At 74.7% G+C, this 18,785-nt stretch carries 17 protein-coding genes; 8 read left to right on the top strand and 9 right to left on the bottom strand.

Annotated features, from left to right (window positions below; translation table 11 throughout):
- Positions 1-9: 9 nt before the first annotated feature.
- The 7 genes from ACZ4M5_RS22065 to ACZ4M5_RS22035 all read right to left on the bottom strand — a co-directional run bounded on the left by ACZ4M5_RS22065 (position 10) and on the right by ACZ4M5_RS22035 (position 5,612).
- Entirely contained in the window at positions 10-561 is a 552-nt protein-coding gene (locus tag ACZ4M5_RS22065; protein WP_467739273.1) for a hypothetical protein, read from the bottom strand.
- On the bottom strand, positions 545-1,036 hold the full coding sequence (locus ACZ4M5_RS22060) for an RNA polymerase sigma factor (RefSeq protein WP_467739271.1): 492 nt from the start codon (positions 1,034-1,036) through the stop codon (positions 545-547). Before ACZ4M5_RS22060 ends, ACZ4M5_RS22065 begins: the two co-directional genes overlap by 17 nt.
- Positions 1,033-1,677: a class F sortase gene (locus ACZ4M5_RS22055; protein WP_467739269.1), complete on the bottom strand. Its 645-nt coding sequence runs from the start codon at positions 1,675-1,677 to the stop codon at positions 1,033-1,035. Before ACZ4M5_RS22055 ends, ACZ4M5_RS22060 begins: the two co-directional genes overlap by 4 nt.
- Positions 1,674-2,072 (bottom strand): sortase-dependent protein, encoded by a 399-nt coding sequence (locus ACZ4M5_RS22050; protein ID WP_467739267.1) that lies wholly within the window; start codon positions 2,070-2,072, stop codon positions 1,674-1,676. Before ACZ4M5_RS22050 ends, ACZ4M5_RS22055 begins: the two co-directional genes overlap by 4 nt.
- Positions 2,073-2,193: 121 nt before the next feature.
- A complete protein-coding gene (locus tag ACZ4M5_RS22045) occupies positions 2,194-3,855 on the bottom strand; it encodes an alpha/beta hydrolase (RefSeq protein ID WP_467739265.1) in 1,662 nt (553 codons plus the stop codon).
- Between the two features lie 157 nt (positions 3,856-4,012).
- Positions 4,013-4,993: a prolyl aminopeptidase gene (gene pip, locus ACZ4M5_RS22040; RefSeq protein ID WP_467739263.1), complete on the bottom strand. Its 981-nt coding sequence runs from the start codon at positions 4,991-4,993 to the stop codon at positions 4,013-4,015.
- A 268-nt stretch (positions 4,994-5,261) separates the two neighbouring features.
- Positions 5,262-5,612, bottom strand: a complete 351-nt coding sequence (locus ACZ4M5_RS22035) for a winged helix-turn-helix transcriptional regulator (protein WP_467739261.1) — start codon at positions 5,610-5,612, stop codon at positions 5,262-5,264.
- Positions 5,613-5,660: 48 nt separating this feature from the next.
- Between ACZ4M5_RS22035 and ACZ4M5_RS22030 the strand changes: the two genes are divergently transcribed.
- The gene (locus tag ACZ4M5_RS22030) at positions 5,661-6,587 is read left to right on the top strand and encodes an NAD(P)-dependent oxidoreductase (protein WP_467739259.1); all 927 of its coding nucleotides are present in this window, start codon (positions 5,661-5,663) and stop codon (positions 6,585-6,587) included.
- A gap of 91 nt (positions 6,588-6,678) precedes the next feature.
- Here the strand turns inward: ACZ4M5_RS22030 and ACZ4M5_RS22025 are convergent, their stop codons facing one another.
- Together ACZ4M5_RS22025 and ACZ4M5_RS22020 are read right to left on the bottom strand one after the other, a co-directional pair.
- Entirely contained in the window at positions 6,679-8,115 is a 1,437-nt protein-coding gene (locus ACZ4M5_RS22025; RefSeq protein ID WP_467739257.1) for a DEAD/DEAH box helicase, read from the bottom strand.
- A gap of 149 nt (positions 8,116-8,264) precedes the next feature.
- Positions 8,265-8,468 (bottom strand): cold-shock protein, encoded by a 204-nt coding sequence (locus ACZ4M5_RS22020; protein WP_003991681.1) that lies wholly within the window; start codon positions 8,466-8,468, stop codon positions 8,265-8,267.
- Positions 8,469-8,815: 347 nt separating this feature from the next.
- Between ACZ4M5_RS22020 and ACZ4M5_RS22015 the strand changes: the two genes are divergently transcribed.
- The 7 genes from ACZ4M5_RS22015 (at position 8,816) to ACZ4M5_RS21985 (ending at position 18,640) form a co-directional block, all read left to right on the top strand.
- The gene (locus ACZ4M5_RS22015) at positions 8,816-11,059 is read left to right on the top strand and encodes an MMPL family transporter (protein ID WP_467739254.1); all 2,244 of its coding nucleotides are present in this window, start codon (positions 8,816-8,818) and stop codon (positions 11,057-11,059) included.
- A gap of 124 nt (positions 11,060-11,183) precedes the next feature.
- Complete coding sequence (locus ACZ4M5_RS22010; RefSeq protein ID WP_467739252.1) at positions 11,184-12,422, top strand: sensor histidine kinase; 1,239 nt, start codon at positions 11,184-11,186, stop codon at positions 12,420-12,422.
- Entirely contained in the window at positions 12,419-13,096 is a 678-nt protein-coding gene (locus ACZ4M5_RS22005) for a response regulator transcription factor (protein ID WP_467739250.1), read from the top strand. The genes ACZ4M5_RS22010 and ACZ4M5_RS22005 overlap by 4 nt, the downstream gene beginning before the upstream one ends.
- A 247-nt stretch (positions 13,097-13,343) precedes the next feature.
- Entirely contained in the window at positions 13,344-13,856 is a 513-nt protein-coding gene (locus ACZ4M5_RS22000; protein WP_467739248.1) for a hypothetical protein, read from the top strand.
- Between the two features lie 143 nt (positions 13,857-13,999).
- The gene (locus ACZ4M5_RS21995; protein ID WP_467739246.1) at positions 14,000-15,496 is read left to right on the top strand and encodes an SPFH domain-containing protein; all 1,497 of its coding nucleotides are present in this window, start codon (positions 14,000-14,002) and stop codon (positions 15,494-15,496) included.
- 692 nt (positions 15,497-16,188) lie between these two features.
- On the top strand, positions 16,189-17,550 hold the full coding sequence (locus ACZ4M5_RS21990; protein WP_467739244.1) for a cation:proton antiporter: 1,362 nt from the start codon (positions 16,189-16,191) through the stop codon (positions 17,548-17,550).
- Positions 17,537-18,640, top strand: a complete 1,104-nt coding sequence (locus tag ACZ4M5_RS21985; protein ID WP_467739242.1) for a PucR family transcriptional regulator — start codon at positions 17,537-17,539, stop codon at positions 18,638-18,640. The genes ACZ4M5_RS21990 and ACZ4M5_RS21985 overlap by 14 nt, the downstream gene beginning before the upstream one ends.
- The last annotated feature ends 145 nt before the right edge of the window (positions 18,641-18,785 follow it).

The raw sequence follows: 18,785 nt of genomic DNA, 5'->3' as shown, positions 1-18,785 counted from the left end.
TGGCTGCCGTCAGCGTCCCGCGGTCCGCTCCCCGCCCGTGCCCGGGCGTTCCGTCGACGGGACGGGCCGGACCGCCGTGGGAGTGGCGGACGGGGCGCGGGACGGGTCCGCCGGGGTGGGCGGCTCCCCGGGGCCGCGAACGGCGGGGCGGGACGGCACGCGCGATGCGGCCGGACCGCGGGACTCGGCGGGCGCGGCCGAGGTGCGGGGGGCGCGGGACGGGGCGGGTGTCGGGGACGCCGAAGGGCCTGGGGACGCCGAGGGGCCGGGCGGCGTCGTTGCGGGACCGGGCGGCGCCATGGGGATCGTGGCCGGGGCGGCGGGGGCGTCCGGCGACGCGAGGCGCAACGGCAGGGCGATCAGCGCGGCCACCGCGCAGCACACCCCCGCGCCCGCCGCCGTGCGCAGCAGCCGCCGGCGGGCCGCCCTGCGCCGGACCGCGGTGAACCGGCCGGCGGGCGCGCCCAGGTAGTCGGGGGAGGAGGGCCGCAGCAGCACCGCGAGAGGATCGTCGCAGTCGCCCCGCTCGTCGCCCGGGTCGCCGTCACACCGTGTGGTCAAGGCTCCTCCTCAGGTGGACGCGCAGCAGTTCGCGGGCCGCGTGCAGATCGGCCTTGACGGTCCCTTCCCTGCGTCCGGTCAGCACGGACACCTCCCGGATCGGCATGTCAGCGTAGTAGTGCAGCAGGATCGGCACGCGCAGCCGCTCGGGGAGCGACTGCACCAGCATCCGCACCGACGGGTCGGCCTGCTCGGCGTGGGGGCGTACGGCGGCCTCCGTGGTGACGCGGTGCATGGCCCGGCGTTCGCGTTCCCGCTTGCGCCAGTGGTCGCGGACGAGGTTGGCGGCGGTGACGTAGAGGAAGCCGCGGGGCTCCTCCACCTTCGTCCAGCGGGCCCACAGCCGGGTGAAGGCCTCCGAGGCGATCTCGTGGGCCGTCTCGTCGTCGTCGACGAGGCGGCGGCACCAGCCGGCCAGGCGCGGGTAGAGGGCGGCGAACAGGTCGGACGCCGCCGTCTCACGGGACCGTTTCACCGCTCTCCAGGGGTGGGGGACTCGGTGCCGCTCAGTGCCGCGAACACGATCACGTTGTCGGCGTAGCCGTCACCGGTACGCGCGCCGCCGCACGTGATCAGCCGCAGCTCGGGGCGGTCCACGTCGCCGTAGACGTCGTCGGCCGGGAACGCGTTCCTTGAGACGGTCCGGACCGCGGTGACGGCGAACCACGCCGCCGTGCCGTTCTCCAGGCGCGCCACGATCCGCTCGCCCCGGCGCAGCCGGGCCAGGTGCCGGAAGACGCCGTCGCCGTACGGGCCGACCGTGACGTGCCCGAGGATCACCGACGGGCCGGTGCTGCCGGGGGTGGGGGAGTGCCGGTACCAGCCCGCGCGGTCGTGGGCCGTCACCGGTGGCACCTCCACGGTGCCGTCCGCCGCCAGGCCCAGCCGGATCACCGGGGTGTCGACCCCGATCGCCGGGATCCCCAGCCGGACCGGCACGGACCGGGCGAGGGCCCGACGGCGCCCGGCCGGCACCGGCGCGGACCCGCCGCGCCCCCGCGAGCCGGCTTCACCGGGGTCCGCCGGGCGGGACGCGCCGGACCCCGGCCCGCCGCACGCCGTCAGCAGCGACCCCGCGGCAGCGGTCGTGAACGCGCGCCTGGAGAACGCGGTCATGCCCCGCTCGCCCGGCGACGCCGTACGACGACGACCGAGCCGCCGCCGAGGGCGAGCAGAGCGGCGGCACCGGCGCCGACCGCCGTGCCGCCGCTCGCCGGGTCCGGGTCCGCCGCGACCCCGGTGTCGGGCGCGCCGCTCGGCACGACGGGCACCTGCCTGCCGGCCGGGGCCCGGGTCGGCGCGGGCCGCGCCGGGGTGGGGCGGGCCGACTCCGGACGGCTCGCCTCCGGACGGGCCGGCTCCGGGCGGGTCGTCGGCGCGGCGCTCTCGGCGGGCCGTTCCGACGCGGGCACCGGGGTGGGCGTGGCCCCGCCGCCGGCGAACGCGGGCCCCGAGCCCACCACGACGGCGGTGCCCGCGAGGACCAGCAGGCTGAGAACAGTTCGGCGCATGGAATCGCACTCCTTCGTCGGAAACGGTCGTGCGCAGAGACGAGGCACCGAGGAGTGGGGTTGTAAAGGAAAGGCAAAGCCGCCCGCGGGGGACGGGCGGCTCAGGGGTGGTGCCGATGGTTCAGCGCGGGGTCGTGCCGAGGAGGTCGTGCTTCTCGTTCACGCCGTTGCGGAGTTCGGCGAGGGTCGTGCCCGTGGGGGCCTTTCTCGGGGTGACGGGCGGCGGCTGGGTCTCGTCCGCGCAGGTCGTGCCGCGCGGCGGGACGGTGCCGTCGACGAGGTAGCCCGTCACGGCGTCCGTGGCGCAGGCGCTGCGGCCGAACGCGGTGTGCCCCTCGGCCCGGAACGTCAGCAGCCGGCCGTTGTCGAGCTGCCGGGACAGGGCCACGGCGTCCTGGTACGGGGTGTCCGGGTCACCGGTGGTGCCGAGGACCAGGAGGGGAGCGGACCCCTCGGCCCGGAAGGACCCGGCGTAGCGGCTGGGCTTGTCGCCGGTCCACTGGGCGCACGTGGTGGCGTGCTGGTGGTCGTAGAGCGGCGGGCCGTAGGCGAGGGCTGGGCCGAGCAGCGGGGCCGCCTCGGCGTTGCGGGTGACCTGACGCTTCAGCCGGGCCGGGCTGCGCGGGTAGTCCTTGTCGACGCACTCGACCGCGATGTTCGGGTTGAGGAAGTCGTAGCTGGCCGGGGACGGGGGCCGCAGCAGGAAGGACGTGGTGTCCCGCTGCTGGGCCTTGCGCAGGGCCTCGCCGAGGGAGGGCCAGATGACCTTGCCCTCGTTGATGTTGAACATCAGGCGGTAGACGACGGTGTAGCCGTTGGCCTGGCCGCCGTTGGCGGTCGGCACGGGGTTCGCGTCGAGGTCGGCCTTGAGCTTCTCGAACGCGGCCCGCGGGTCGCCGTCGCCGAAGCCGCAGGTGGCCTGGTCCGTCCGGCACCAGTCGAGGAAGCGGCTCATCGCGCCGTCCAGGGCCAGGTACTGGGGGCGGTCGTAGGCGTAGGGCCGGTGCGCGTAGTGCCGCGGGTCGTAGGCGCCGTCGAGCACCAGGGCGCGGACCCGCTCGGGGAACATGGCGGCGTAGACGGTGCCGATGTAACTGCCGAACGAGCGGCCGTAGTAGGTGAGTTGCTCCTCGCCCAGGGCCTGGCGCAGCAGGTCTATGTCGCGTGCGACGTACCCGGTGCCGATGAACGGCCGCAGCTCGCCGGCCCGCTCCTGGCAGGCGCGGTCGAAGGCTGCGCCCTGGCGCACGGCCTCGTCGTAGGCGCCCGGTCCCGGCACGCCCTTGGCGGCCCTGATGGCGGCGGTGTACGTCGCGTCGTCCCAGCACTCCACCTGCGAACTGCGGGCGACGCCCCGTACGTCGTACCCGAAGACGTCGAAGGAGTCCTTCAACCGGCCGGGCAGATCGGCGTAGTTGTTGCGGACGAAGTCGACGCCCGAGTTTCCCGGCCCTCCCGGCTGGAGGAACAGGGTGCCCTTCTTCAGGCCCTGGTCGGGGGCCTTCTTGCGGATCACCGCGAGGGTGAGCTTCCTGCCCTGCGGATCCCGGTAGTCCAGCGGCACTTCGGCGTTCGCGCACTCGAAGCCGCCCTGGCAGTCGGACCAGGTCAGGTTCGGTACGGCGGGCTGCGCCGGGGCCGGGTCCGGCTGAGCGGCCGTCGCCTGGACCCCACTCCCGGCGACGGCGAAGGCGGCCGCGGCGGCCAGGGCGATCCTGAGGCGGGGGACGCGTCTGCGTCCCCCGGGGCCGGAGCGGCCCGTCTTGTGGTCGTGTGTGGTCACTCTTCCTGTTCCCCCTCGGACGGACGCGCCTGCGGGCACGTCCGGATGCCGACGTGTTTCCGCCGCATGTCTAGCCCAATCCGAGCGGGTGCGCGACCGGATCGGGCAACTCCCGCAACGCCATCTGAGCTTTCATCGACCGGAGTTGAGTCGCCGCTCAGCCACGGGGGGACCAAGTCCGGCCGCCGAAGCGGTCGGTGGCCTCCAGCACGGCCCGGGTCGTGCCACCGCCGGACATGCCGTGCCCCTCGTCGCCGATCAGCACCAGCTCGGCGTCCGGCCAGACCTGCGCCAGCCGCCAGGCGACGTCGGCCGGACCGCTGATGTCCAGCCGGCCGTGGATCAGCACGCCCGGGATGCCGGCGAGCTTCCCCGCGTCGCGCAGGAGCGCTCCGTCGTCCAGGAACGCGGCGTGCCGCCAGTAGTGCGTGACGAGCCGGGCGAAGCGCATCCGGAAGCGCGGGTCCTCGAAGCGGGGGTCGGGCCGGTGCCCCGGGTGGGTGGACACGTGCACGTCCTCCCACCGGCACCACTCCCGCGCGGCCCGTTCCCGTACGGCCGGGTCGGGGTCGGCGAGCATCCGGGCGTAGGCGTCCACCAGGCTGCCGTCGCGCTCCGCCTCGGGCACGGCGTCCCGGAACCGGGCCCACTCGGCGGGGAAGATCCGCCCCATGTCCCGTGTCACCCACTCCACTTCACGGCGGGTGGTGTTCGTGACGCTGAACAGCACCATCTCCGAGACGGCCCTCGGGTGCCGCTGGGCGTAGGCGAGGGCGAGGGTCACGCCCCAGGAGCCGCCGAGGACGAGCCAGGTGTCGATGCCGAGATGACGGCGCAGCCGCTCGATGTCGGCGACGAGGTGGGGCGTGGTGTTGGCGGCGAGCGAGGTCGCCGGGTCGGCGGCGTCGGGGGTGCTGCGGCCGCAGCCGCGCTGGTCGAACAGCACGATCCGGTACGTCCGCGGGTCGAACAGCCGGCGCCAGAACGGCCCCGCCCCCGATCCGGGCCCGCCGTGCAGCACGAGGGCGGGCTTGCCCGCGGGGTTGCCGCAGGTCTCCCAGTGGACGAGGTTGCCGTCGCCGACGTCGAGCATGCCCTGCTCGTACGGCTCGACGAGAGGATGGAGCTCCCCGGTCATACCCCTGACCCTCCCGCGCCACGGTTGCTTCCCTGCGTGCGCTCGTCCCAGGCGGGAGGCGTATCGGTTCGTCGCGTCATCGCGGGGAGTCTCCCGCAGCCCGGAGGGGGTGTCGACTCAATTGCCGGCGGTGCGGCCGGGAGACCGGCCGGCCGCGCCCCCTACCCACTTTTTTGTGCGTACTTGGCAGGGCACTGCCGTCCGGGGAGCCTGGTGAGCGGCGGCCACCGGTGGTGAGGGCACGAGGAGGGACGGAGGTGCGCGAAGTTCAGGACACCGGCCGGCCGGCGTCGGTCAGCCGCTCCAGGCGGCGGTGGCCCCAGTCGGCCAACGGGGCCAGCGCATCGGAGAGTTCACGTCCGAACCCGGTCAGGGAGTAGACGGTCTTCGGCGGCAGCACGTCGTACACCTGCCGGTGCACCAGCCCGTCGGCCTCCATCTCCCGCAACGCCTCGGTCAGCACCTTCTCGGTGAGGCCGGGCAACTGGCGGCGCAGTTGTGCCGGCCGGTGCGGGCCCGACTCCAGCAGCCACAGCAGGGCCGTCTTCCACTTGCCGTCGATCACCCCGATCGCGGCGGTCACTCCGCACACGTCCGTGTCCTGGCGTCGTCGCGTCATCCGGACCCCGTTTCCCGTTCCGTTCCGTGATCCCCGAGGAGTTCCTCCGTGTCCACGTACAGCACGTCCGCCTCCCCCGCGCATTCCGGCGCCCGGCCCACCGCACCCGCCACCGTCACGGTCCTCGGTCTCGGGCCGATGGGCCGGGCCCTGGCCGGGGCGCTCCTGGCCGCAGGTCTGCGCACCACCGTCTGGAACCGCACCCCGGGACGCGAGAAGGACCTCGTCGAGCGGGGCGCGCAGAGTGCCGCGTCGGTGGCGGAGGCGGTGGCGGCCAGTGCCGTGACCCTCGTCTGCGTGGTGAACTACGACGCCGTCGACGCCGTCCTGCGCCAGGACGAGGCCGCCGCCGCGCTCCGGGGCCGTACGGTCGTGAACCTGACCGCCGACACCCCGGCCCGGGCCCGCGACACCGCCGCCTGGGCCGCCGCCCACGGCATCCGCTACCTCGACGGCGCGATCATGACGCCGACCGACACCATCGGCACGGCCGACGCGGTCCTGCTGTACAGCGGGCCGTCGGACCTCTACGAGGAAACGGCCTCCGTGCGGCGGGCGCTGGGCGGCAGCCACACCCATCTCGGGGAGGACGTGGGCCGGGCCGCCGCCTACGACATCGCCCTGCTGGACCTCTTCTGGACGGCGATGGCGGGGTACGCCCACGCGGTGGCGGTGGCCCGCGCGGAAGGCGTCACCGCGAGCGAACTGGCGCCCTTCGCCCAGGGGATCGGCGCGATCCTGCCGCCGCTGTTCGCGCAGACCGCCGCGGACGCCGACGCCGGCACCTACAGCGGCGAGGGCAACCCGCTGACCTCGGCCGTGTCGTCGATGGCCCACATCGTGCACGTCTCCGAGTCGCACGGCATCGACGCGGGCGTCATGCGCGCGGCCGAGGGCATGGCCCGCCGCACCATCGGTCTCGGCCACGGCGCGGACGGCTTCCTGCGCATCGCGGAGGTCATCGGGCGCCGGTGACGGCGGACGGGGTCGCCGCCACCGCCCCCTGCACGCCCGGGGCTGTGTGGCCGGCGCCCCCGCGCCACCGCGTGGGCCGAGTCGGCCGGTGTCAGCGGCGGCGGCGCCGGGACGGGCCGCCGCGACGGGCACCCTGGCCGGAGCCGGTGCGGGCGGGGCGGTTCTCGGCGGGCGGCGGGGTGAGGACGACCGGCACGCCGGAGGGCTCCCGCGCGCCGGTGATGCGGCTCAGCTCGGCCTCGTCCGGCCGGACCCGCGTGACCTGCGGGTCGATGCCCGCGTCGGCCATCAGCCGGTTCATCTCGCGCCGCTGGTGCGGCAGGACCAGCGTGACGACCGTGCCGGACTCGCCGGCCCGGGCCGTACGGCCGCCCCGGTGCAGGTAGTCCTTGTGATCGCCGGGCGGGTCGACGTTGACGACCAGGTCGAGGTTGTCGACGTGGATGCCGCGCGCCGCCACGTTGGTCGCCACCAGGACCGTGACGTGCCCGTCCTTGAAGCGCTCCAGGGTCTTGGTGCGCTGGGACTGGGTCTTGCCGCCGTGCAGCGCCGAGGCGCGCACGCCGACCGCCAGCAGCTTCTTCGCCAGCCGGTCGGCGGCGTGCTTGGTGTCCAGGAACATGATCACCCGGCCGTCGCGGGCGGCGATCCGGGTCGTCGTGGCGTGCTTGTCGTCGTCCTCCACGTGCAGCAGGTGGTGCTCCATCGTGCTGACCGCCCCCGCGGACGGGTCGACCGAGTGCACCACCGGGTCCTGCAGGTAGGTCCGGACCAGCTTGTCGACGTTGCGGTCCAGGGTGGCCGAGAACAGCATCCGCTGGCCCCCCGGACGCACCTGGTCCAGCAGCGCGGTGACCTGCGGCATGAAGCCCATGTCGGTCATCTGGTCGGCCTCGTCCAGGACGGTCACGCCGACCTGGTCCAGCCGGCAGTCGCCCCGGTCCAGGAGGTCCTTCAGGCGGCCGGGCGTGGCGACGACGACCTCGGCGCCGGAGCGCAGGGCGTGCGCCTGCCGGCCGATCGACAGACCGCCGACGACCGTGGCGAGCCGCAGGCGCAGCGCGCGGGCGAACGGGGTGAGGGCGTCGGTGACCTGCTGGGCGAGTTCCCGCGTGGGCACCAGGACGAGCGCCAGCGGCTGGCGCGGCTCGGCGCGCCGGCCGTCGAGCCGGGCCAGCAGGGCCAGGCCGAAGGCCAGCGTCTTGCCGGAGCCGGTGCGGCCGCGGCCCAGGACGTCCCGGCCGGCCAGCGAGTTCGGCAGGGTCGCCGCCTGGATCGGGAACGGCTCGGTCATGCCCTCGGCGGCCAGTGCGGTGAGCAGCGGCGCGGGCAGGTCGAGGTCGGCGAACGCCTCGACGGCCGGGAGCGCCGGGGTGACGGTGACGGGCGGGGCGAACTCCCGGCCGGCGGCCGGGCGGCGGCCACCGCCGCCGGAGCGGGGCGCGGGGGCGCGGCCCGGGTTCTTGCGGGTGCGGTGCCCGTGGTCCCGGGAGCGGGAGGGGTTGTTCCTGCGAGCGGTGCGGTCCATGGAAGGCCTTCCTCGATGCGGCACGTATCGGGGAATGCGCGACGGCGCCTGAGGGCCGCGGATTCGCAAGAGCGAGCCGGAACGGACGGAAAAGAACCGGGGCCCGCACCGCAGGGGTGCGGGCCCCGGTCAGGGCATGCGCGTCAGCGTCAGGCGGGAACGATGTTCTCGGCCTGCGGGCCCTTCTGGCCCTGCGTGACGTCGAAGGTCACCTTCTGGCCTTCCTGGAGCTCACGGAAGCCCGAGGTGGCGATGTTCGAGTAGTGGGCGAAGACGTCGGGGCCGCCACCCTCCTGCTCGATGAAGCCGAAGCCCTTTTCCGAGTTGAACCACTTCACGGTGCCGGTAGCCATATGAATCTCCCTTGAGGGGCAGTACTCAGATCCGCACCTCGCGGACCCGTAGTCGCCGAAATGATCACCCTGTGGAGAGATCCGAAAATCCTCGGAAACAAAAAGAGTGCTCGTCGACGGAGGTCGATAGAGCACTCGAAGTCTCTGGGAACCAAAACTGCAACGCCATCGAAGGTAGCACAGGCGTCGGCAGATGGCCCGGGATTGTCGTACCCGAGGCTGATCCGCAGCCCCGCTCCTACTGCGTATCGAGTACCGCGGATTGTCGGCAGCCGCACGACGACGGGACAGCGGGCGGGCGGACACGCTGGGCGGACGATCGACACCGGATGTGGAGACCTGCTGCCGTGGCTGAATTCCTGTATCGCGTGGGCCGTCTGGCCTTCCGGCGACGCTGGTCCGTCGTCCTGGTCTGGGCGGCCGTCCTGGCCGCCGTCGGACTGGGCGCCCTGAAGGCGCCGGGGCCCGCCGAGGAGGAGTTCTCGATGCCCGGCATCGAGTCCCAGCAGGCCTACGACCTGATCGAGGAGCGCTTCCCGGGCACGAGGGCCGACGGCGCGACCGCCCGGGTGGTGTTCACCGCACCGGACGGGCAGAAGGTGACCGCCGCCGGGCACCGGCAGGCCGTCGAGAAGGCCGTGCGCGATCTCGGCGACGGCGCCCAGGTCGCGAGCGCCGTCGACCCGTTCCGGGCCGGGACGGTCAGCCGGGACGGCTCGACCGCCTTCGCCACCGTCACCTACGAGGTCGGGGCCGCCGACCTCACCGACGCCAGCCGCGCCCGGCTGGAACGGGCCGTCGAGCAGGCACGGGACTCGGGGCTGACCGTGGAGGCCGGCGGCGACGCGCTCGCCACCGAGGGCGGGCCGGGCGGCTCCGCCGAGGTGATCGGCGTCGCCATCGCCGCCGTCGTGCTCCTCGTCACCTTCGGCTCCCTGGCCGCCGCCGGGCTGCCGCTGCTGACCGCCGTCGCCGGTGTCGGCGTCAGCATGGCCACGATCCTCGCCCTGTCCGGTGCCCTCGGCCTGTCCACGACGACCGGGACCCTGGCGATGATGCTGGGGCTGGCCGTCGGCATCGACTACGCCCTGTTCGTCGTCTCCCGCTACCGCGAGGAGCGCGCCCGGGGGCGCACCCCGCAGGAGGCCACCGCGACCGCCGTCGGCACGGCCGGCTCGGCCGTGGTGTTCGCCGGCCTGACCGTCGTCATAGCCCTGACCGGGCTGGCCGTGGTCGGCATCCCGATGCTCACCAGGATGGGACTGGCCGCCGCGGGCGCGGTCGTCGTCGGCGTGCTGGTCGCCCTGACGCTCGTCCCGGCGTTCCTCGGCCTGTGGCCCGACGCCGTGCTGAGCCGGCGGACCCGCCGTGACGGCCGCACCGGGCGTGACGGCCGGACCGGGCGTGACGGCCGGACCGGGCGTGACGGCCGGGCGAACGGCGGCACCCGCTGGGCCTCCTTGGTGCTGCGCCGGCCGATACCCGTGCTGCTCCTCGGCGTCGTGGGCCTCGGCGCGCTCGCCCTGCCCGCGGCCGATCTGCAACTCGGCATGCCCGGCGACGAGGCCAAACCCACCTCGGCCACCGAACGACGGGCCTACGACGCGCTCGCCGAAGGCTTCGGGCCGGGCTTCAACGGGCCGCTGACCGTCGTCGTGGACGCCCGGGACGCCGCCGACCCCCAGGGCGCCGCCGCCCGGGTCGCCCGGGAGATCGGCTCCACCGAGGGCGTGGTGACCGTCTCGCCGGCCCGGTTCGACCGGAGCGGGGACACCGCCGTCCTCTCGGTCGTGCCCGCCACCGCGCCGACCGACCGGAGGACCGAGGACCTGGTGACGACGATCCGGGACGAGCGCCCCGGCATCGAGTCCGCCACCGGCGCGAGCTACGAGATCACCGGCACCACCGCCATGAACATCGACATCGCGGCGAAGGTGCAGGCCGCGCTGGTGCCGTACCTGCTGGTCGTGGTGGGGCTGGCGATCGTGCTGCTGATGGTGGTCTTCCGGTCCCTGCTCGTCCCGCTGAAGGCGGCGGTGGGCTTCCTGCTGTCGGTGCTGGCCTCCCTCGGCGTGGTCGTCGTGGTGTTCCAGCAGGGGCACGGCGCCGGGCTCCTCGGCGTGGAGCAGACCGGCCCGATCATGAGCCTGATGCCGATCTTCCTGGTGGGCATCGTCTTCGGCCTGGCGATGGACTACGAGGTGTTCCTCGTCTCACGGATGCGGGAGGCGTACGTGCACGGCGCCTCGCCCGGCCGGGCCGTCACGACCGGCTTCCGGCACAGCGCCCGGGTGGTCGTGGCGGCGGCCCTCATCATGATCGCGGTGTTCGCCGGGTTCGTCGGCGAGAGCGACTCCATGATCAAGATGATCGGTTTCGGGCTCGCCTCGGCCGTCCTCTTCGACGCCTTCGTGGTCCGCATGGCGATCGTGCCGGCCGTCCTGGCCCTGCTCGGCGACAAGGCGTGGTGGCTGCCGACGTGGCTGGACCGGATCCTGCCCCGCGTCGACGTGGAGGGCGAGGCGCTCGGCCGGGCGTCCGCCGGCCCGGCCGCGGACACCGCGCCGGAACCGGAACCGGCGCGCACCTGAAGCCGGCCGGCCGCTCCCGGAGGCCCTGCCCGGGCCGCCCGTGGCGAAGGACACGGGCGGCCCCCGGGCGGCCGCGCCCCCGGACGGCCACGATGGTCGTCGGCCCACCCACCCGGAGAACCCCATGATCCTCACCCCGGAGCGGCGCTACGCGGATCGCCTCGGCGAGTTCACCGACCGCCACGCCTTCCTCGTCGACCTGACGACGGTGCTCGCGCTGATGGGCTGCGCCGCGTACGGCGGCTCGCTCACCCTGCCGGGCACGGCCCCGCCGGACCGGGACGAGGCCGCCACCGTCCTCATGGTCGTCTCCTGCCTGGCCCTGCTGAAGCACCGCGCCTACCCGCGCACCGGCGTCGTCGTCACCACGCTGTGCACGGTCGTCGCGGTCACCTTCGGCTACCTGGTCACCCCGCTGCTGCTGGCACCGGTCATGGCGGCGCTGTACTGGCTGGCCGCCTCCACCGACCCGCGGACCACGCGCGCGTACGGCGTCACCACCATCGTCGCGGTGATCGTGGCCGCCGTGTTCGCCGACTCCATGAACCACCTGTCGCTGCTGCTGCGGACCATCGGCCCGTTCTGCTGGCTGATGCTGCCCCTCGCCGCCGGGCAGGGCACCCAGGCGCGGCGGGCCCACCTCGCGTCCGTGCAGGCCCGGGCCGAGCACGCCGAGCGCACCCGCGAGGAGGAGGCCCGGCTGCGGGTCACCGAGGAGCGGGTGCGCATCGCCCGGGAGCTGCACGACGTCGTCGCCCACCACATGGCCCTGGCCAACGCCCAGGCCGGCACCGCCGCACACCTGGCCCGCACCCACCCCGAGCAGACCCGGAAGATCCTCACCGACCTGACCGGTACGACGTCCTCCGCGCTGCGGGAGCTGAAGGCCGCCCTCGGCCTGCTGCGGGACGACGGCGAGACCTCCGGCCCGGCCGGTCTCGAACCGTCGCCCGGCCTGTCCCGGCTGCCCGAGCTGGTCTCCGCGTTCGAGTCGGCGGGCCTGCGCGTCACCGTCACCACCGACGGCGAGCCGCGGCCGCTGTCCGCGGGCGTGGACCTGACGGCGTACCGGATCGTGCAGGAGGCGCTCACCAACGTCAGCAAGCACGCCGCGGACGACGACGCCCACGTCCGCCTCGCCTACACCGGCTCCCGCCTGCTGATCACCGTCACCAACGAGGGCGCCGGGAGGCCGCAGGCCGGCACGGGACGCGGCTTCGGCCTGGTGGGGATGCGTGAACGCGCCCGGTCCATCGGCGGTGAACTGTGCGCCGGGCCCCGGCCCCAAGGCGGCTTCGAAGTGACCACCGCGCTGCCGCTGCCGCCCGCCGCCCGCCTCCTGGAAGGAACCATCCCCGCATGAGCATCAGGGTGCTGCTCGCCGACGACCAGGCCCTGCTGCGGGCCACCTTCCGGATCCTCGTCGACTCCTGCCCCGACATGGAGGTGGTCGCCGAGGCCTCCGACGGGGCCGAGGCGGTCGAGCTGGCCCGGGCCCACCGGCCGGACATCGTGCTGATGGACATCCGCATGCCGGGCACCGACGGGCTGGCGGCGACCTCCGTGCTGTGCGCGGACCCGGAGCTGTCCGCGACCCGCGTGCTCATCCTGACCACCTTCGAGACCGAGGACTACGTCGCCCAGGCGCTGCGCGCCGGGGCCAGCGGCTTCCTCGGCAAGGACGTCACCGCCGACACCCTGCTGAGCGGCCTGCGCACGGTCGCCTCCGGCGAGGCGTTGCTGTCACCCGGCGCGACCCGCTCGCTCATCACCCGCTTCCTCACGGCCCCCGCCCCCGGCACCCACCTGGCACCCCCCGAGCGCCTGGCCGACCTCACGACGCGCGAACGGGAGGTGATGGCCCTGGCCGCGGAGGGGCGCTCCAACGCCGAGATCGCCGACGACCTGACCGTCAGCCCGCTGACCGTGCGCACGCACGTCCACCGCGCCATGACCAAACTCGGCGCCCGCGACCGCGCCCAACTGGTCGTCATCGCCTACCAGACGGGCCTGGTCCGAGCAGCACCCCCGAGCTGACCGCTCCGGCGTCCTCGCGTAGGCGGTCGGCTGACGGCGCCGGTTCACGCCCGGGGTGCGCGGAAGGCGACCTGGCGGCGGGTGGATGAGGAACGCGCCGGGGGGCGACCTCGGGTGGGGCCGGCGGCAGGGAAGCCGGGGGGAACGTTGCCGGGATCGGGCAATGTCCGCCGGCGCGCCGGCGTGTGAGCATGCGTTCACCACGGGGGAGCGGGACAGGGACCGCACGGGGAGGCGGTGAGCACGCATGGCCTGGTTTCTGGGTCTCGGTGTCACGGGGGTCGTCCTCCTCGTGCTGTCCCTGGTCCTGGACGGAGTGCTCGACGGCTTCCTCAGCGCCGTCGACGCCGTCGACGCGCTCGACGGGCTGCTGTCGCTGCCGGTCGTCGCCGCCTTCGTCTCGATGCTCGGCTTCTCCGGGGCGATCGCGCTGGAGACGACCGGGTGGGGCGTGGCCGGTGCGATCGGGGTCGGCGTACCGGCCGGTGCCGTCACCGGCTGGCTCGCCTACCGCCTCGGGCGGGCGCTGATGGACGACCGGTCCGGCGCGGCACCGCGTGACGACGACCTGGTCGGCGTCTCCGGCTCGGTCGTGACCGCGATCCCGGCCGCCGGCTACGGCGAGGTGCTGGTCCGGCTGTCGGGGCAGCCCGTCAAGCTCGCGGCCCGCAGCGCGGTGCCGATCGCCCGCGGCGCCGAGGTGTGGGTCGAGCAGGCGCTGTCGTCCACCGCGGTGACCGTGCGCGTCGTCGAGCGGTAGACGGGCCCGCTCGCCGGGCGCCGGACGGACCGGCCGCCCGATCCGCGGGCCGGAGGGCCCGCCGTCCTCCGCCGTACCCCACCGCTTCACCCCTAGCGCTTCCTCACACCACCGTCCACACGGGCGGGCCGAAGGGACCCGGAATGAGTTCTGTCGTCATAGCCGTCGCGGGGGTCGTCGTCCTCCTCGTCCTCGTCGCCCTGGTCGTCGTCAGCCGGTACAAGGTCGCCGGGCCCAGCGAGGCGTTCATCGTCACCGGGCGGCGCGGCAAGAAGGCCACCGACCCGGAGACCGGGCGGGTCTTCACCGACAACAGCGGCCAGAAGGTCGTGGTCGGCGGCGGAGTCTTCGTCGTGCCGTTCGTGCAGCAGAAGTTCACCCTCGACCTGTCCTCCCGGCACATCCCCGTCGCCGTGCGCGGCGCGGTCACCCTGCGCGGGGTGAAGGCCAACCTGGAGGGCGTCGCCATCGTCAAGGTCGGCGGCAGCGAGGACTCCATCCGGGCCGCCGCCCAGCGGTTCCTCATGCAGCAGGACGGCATCGTCGGCTTCACCCAGGAGGTGCTGTCCGGCGCCCTGCGCGCGATCGTGGGCCGGATGGCGGTCGAGGACATCATCCGCGACCGGGCCGCCTTCGCCGGGCAGGTCGCCGAGGAGGCCGAGGCCAGCCTGTCGGGGCAGGGCCTCGTCCTGGACGCCTTCCAGATCCAGGACATCACCACCGAGGGCTCCTACCTGGAGGACCTCGGCCGTCCCGAGGCAGCCCGGGCCAAGCAGGAGGCCGACATCGCCGAGGCCGTCGCCCGGCGGGCCGCCGAGCAGGCCCGGCTGAAGGCCGAGGAGGAGATCGCCGTCGCCCAGCGGACGTTCTCCCTGAAGCAGGCGGAGATCAAGGCGGAGACCGACGAGGCAGCCGCCCGTGCCGCCGCGGCCGGGCCCCTGGCCGAGGCGGCCCGGCAGCAGGAGATCCTCACCCAGCAGGAGAAGGTCGCCGAACGGCAGGCCGCGCTGACCGACCGCCAGCTCGACACCCAGGTCCGCAAGCCCGCCGACGCCCAGCGCTACGCCGCCGAGCAGGAGGCCGAGGCCCGGCGCGTGGCCAGGGTCAAGCAGGCCGAGGCCGAGCGGCTGGCCCAGATCGCCGCGGCCCAGGCCGAGGCCGAGCGGGCCCGGCTCACCGGTGAGGGCGAGAAGCAGCGCCGCGGCGCACTGGCCGAGGCCCAGGCCGTGGAGGGCCTCAAGCAGGGCGAGGCCGAGCGGTCCCGGCGCGCGGCGATCGCGGAGGCCGTCCGGCTGGAGGGCGAGGCCGAAGCGGCGGCGACCGGCGCGAGGGGCGCGGCGGAGGCCGAGGCGATGCGCAAGAAGGCCGACGCGTTCGCGCAGTACGGCGACGCGGCCGTCCTGCAGATGCTGGTGGAGGTGCTGCCGCAGGTGGTCGCGAAGGCGTCCGAACCGCTCGCCGCCGTGGACAAGATGACCGTCATCTCCACGGACGGGGCGAGCCAGTTGACGCGCACGGTCGCCGACAACGTGGCGCAGGGCATCGAATTGCTCGGCTCCACCACCGGGGTCGACCTCGCCGAACTGCTCCAGGGCGTCACCCGGAGGGTCAACGGCAGCGCCCAGGCGGTCACCGGCTGAACCGCGGCCACCACGGGGCGCGGAATGAGGCGCCGTCGGCGACCGGCATGCCGGTCGGGGCGGCGCCTCCCGTCCGGCCCGGCCCCGCCCCCTGGCAGAACACCTGAACGATCACTGTCCGTTGACGTGCGCTAGGATTCCGTCACGAGCCTCGTGCTCCGGTGAGCGCCGCCGCGCACAGTCGCCCGGCCGCTCGTTCGTTCGTCGCAAGGTGGTCGCCCGGTCCCGGGCCGGCTGATGAGGGGGCGTGACATGGGTCGTGTGATGCGCGTACGCGTCCACAACGCCGCCCGTGACGGCGTTCCCGATATCGACCGGGCCGTGTGACCCGCCCTTCTCCGGCTGAGGCGCGCACCCCGGTGACGACTGCCGCGGTGATCCGCCCGCTCCGCTGAAACGGCACGGCCCGAACGCCCCAGCGGCTCCACGGACTTGTCCGGCCGGTCCCGGCCCCGCCTCCCGGCCCGGCGTCCCGGACGCCGCCCCCGGTCCCCCGTCACCACCGGCGCCCGGCACACCCCCACCGCTCACCCACCGACGCCCACCGGCCGCAACCCCCGGTCACGCCACCGGCCCGCGGCCGCAACCGCAGCCGCACCGCGGTGGGGTGCGCGACGCCCGGCCCCGCGCCGGGCCCTCGCCACCCGCCCCGGCACAGACGCCGCAGACCCGATCACGGAGGTCAGACGCCCGTGCACGACACCACCGCCATGCTCGTCGAACTCGGCGCCATCATCCTCGCCCTGGGCCTGCTCGGGCGCCTCGCCGGACGCGTGGGCCTCTCGCCCATACCCCTGTACCTGCTGGCCGGACTCGCCTTCGGCCAGGGCGGCATCCTGCCGTTGCAGGCCAGCGAGGAGTTCGTCGCCACCGGCGCCGAGATCGGCGTCATCCTCCTGCTGCTCCTGCTCGGCCTGGAGTACAGCGCCTCCGAGCTCGTCACGACCCTGAAGACGCAGTACCCCTCCGGAGCCGTCGACTTCGTCCTCAACGCCGCCCCGGGCGCCGCCATGGCGTTCCTGCTGGGCTGGGGACCGGTGGCCGCCGTCGCCCTGGCCGGGGTCACCTGGATCTCCTCCTCCGGCGTCATCGCCAAGGTGCTCGGCGACCTGCGCCGGCTCGGCAACCGCGAGACACCCGTCGTCCTCGGCGTGCTGGTCCTGGAGGACCTGGCCATGGCGGTCTACCTGCCGATCCTCACCGCCCTGCTGGCCGGGGTGAGCCTGGCGGGCGGTGCGGTCACCCTGCTCATCTCGCTCGGCACGGTGGGCGCCGTCCTCTACGTGGCGCTGCGTCACGGCCGCCTGGTCAGCCGCGCGGTCTCCTCCGACAACGCCGAGATGCTCCTGCTGGTCGTCCTGGGACTGACCCTCCTCGTGGCGGGCCTCGCCCAGCAGTTGCAGGTCTCCGCCGCCGTCGGCGCGTTCCTGGTCGGCATCGCCCTGTCCGGCGAGGTCGCCGAGGGCGCCAGCAGCCTCCTCACCCCGCTGCGGGACCTGTTCGCCGCGGTGTTCTTCGTCTTCTTCGGCCTGCACACCGACCCCGGCGCCATCCCGCCCGTGCTGGCGCCGGCCCTCGCGCTGGCCGTCGTCACCACCCTGACGAAGATCGCCACCGGTTACTGGGCGGCCCGCCGCGCGGGCGTCTCGGCGCGGGGCCGCTGGCGGGCGGGCGGCACCCTCGTCGCCCGCGGCGAGTTCTCCATCGTCATCGCCGGGCTCGCCGTCGGGGCCGAACCCCGCGTCGGTCCCCTGGCCACCGCCTACGTCCTGATCCTGGTGATCCTCGGTCCGCTCGCGGCCCGCTGGACCGAACCCCTCGCCCTGCGCCTGACCCGCCGCCCGGCCCCTGGGACGGCCGTCGCGACGGCCACACCGGCCGGGGAAGCCGGACCGGCCGGGAAAGCCGGACCCGTCGGGGAAGCCGGACCGGCCGGGAAAGCCGGGCTCGTCGGGGAAGCCGGACCCCCCGGGCCCCCCGGACCCCCCGCAGGGGACGCCGCCACCGGGCCCCGGCCCGGTCACGCCCAGGAGGTCGCGCATGCGCACCGCTGACATCGCACGGCAGGAACTCGCCGCGACCGCCGAGGTCTTCCTCGACGGTTTCGAGGAGATCCTGCGGGACGCCTGTGCCACGGGCCGGCGCCTGACCCGCGAGGAGATCGAGTCGCGCCGGGCCCTCGGTGCCCGGGCGGCCGAGGCCGGGCACGGCTGGCGCGCCCTGGTGCGCGCCCACCTCGCCGTCGGCCGGACCTGCCGTCCCCCGGCCGCCGACCCGGACAGCGTCCTCGCCGTCGTCGAACAGGCGGTGGACGCCTTCGCCGACGGCTACGAACGCGCGCAACGCATCGTCGTACGCAAGGAGGAGGCCGCCCGGCGGGAGTTCATCGACGACCTGCTGCACGGGCGGGGCGACCCGGGCCAGCTGGCCGCGCGCTCCGAGCGGTTCGGGCTGCGCCTGTCCCGCGCCCACGCGGTCGCCGTGGCCGAGGCACCGGAGCCCTGCGACGAGACCGACCCGGTCGCCCGGCAGGTCGCGGGCGAGCTGTTCGCCCGGTTCGAGAACCGCCGCATCCTGTTCACCACCAAGGACGGGCGGATGGTGTGCATCGCACCCGGCGACCAGGAGGACGTCCTCACCCACTTCGCCCGGCTCGTGCACGCCGTCACCGGGGCCGGGCAGGTCGCCCTGGGACGGCCGCGCAAGGGCGCGGTCGGCATCGGTCACAGCTACGAGGAAGCCCTCAACGCCCTGGACGTCGCACAGCGCATGGGCTTCGACGACCCGCTGCTGCGCGCCGCCGACCTGCTGGTCTTCCCCGTCCTCGCCCGGGACCGGCAGGCCCTGATGGACCTGGTCCAGCACACGCTCGGGCCGCTGGAGCGGGCCCGCGGCGGGGCGCGGCCGCTGCTCGACACCCTCAGCGCGTACTTCGACTCCGGGTGCGTGGCCGCGGCGGCCGCCCGGCAGCTGTCGCTGAGCGTGCGCGCGCTGACCTACCGGCTGGAGCGCATCCACAGCCTGACCGGCAACGACGCCACCGACCCCGACCACCGCTACACCCTGCAGACGGCCGTCCTCGGCGCCCGGCTGCTCGACTGGCCGGCCAGGGAGCTGTGGACCGGGACGGTCCCCGAGTCATGACGGCGCGACGGCCGCCGGGCGCGGGACGCCGTGCCGCCGCGCGGCCCGGGGCTGGCCGGTTCGGCCGTTCCCGGGGACCCGCCGTCCTGGCACGCTGGCGAGCACCCGCGAACCGTCCGCCCACGTCCGGCGGACGGGCGGAGGG

The organism is Streptomyces sp. NPDC026246 (assembly GCF_055567995.1).
This window is presented reverse-complemented; position numbering and strand designations above follow the sequence as displayed.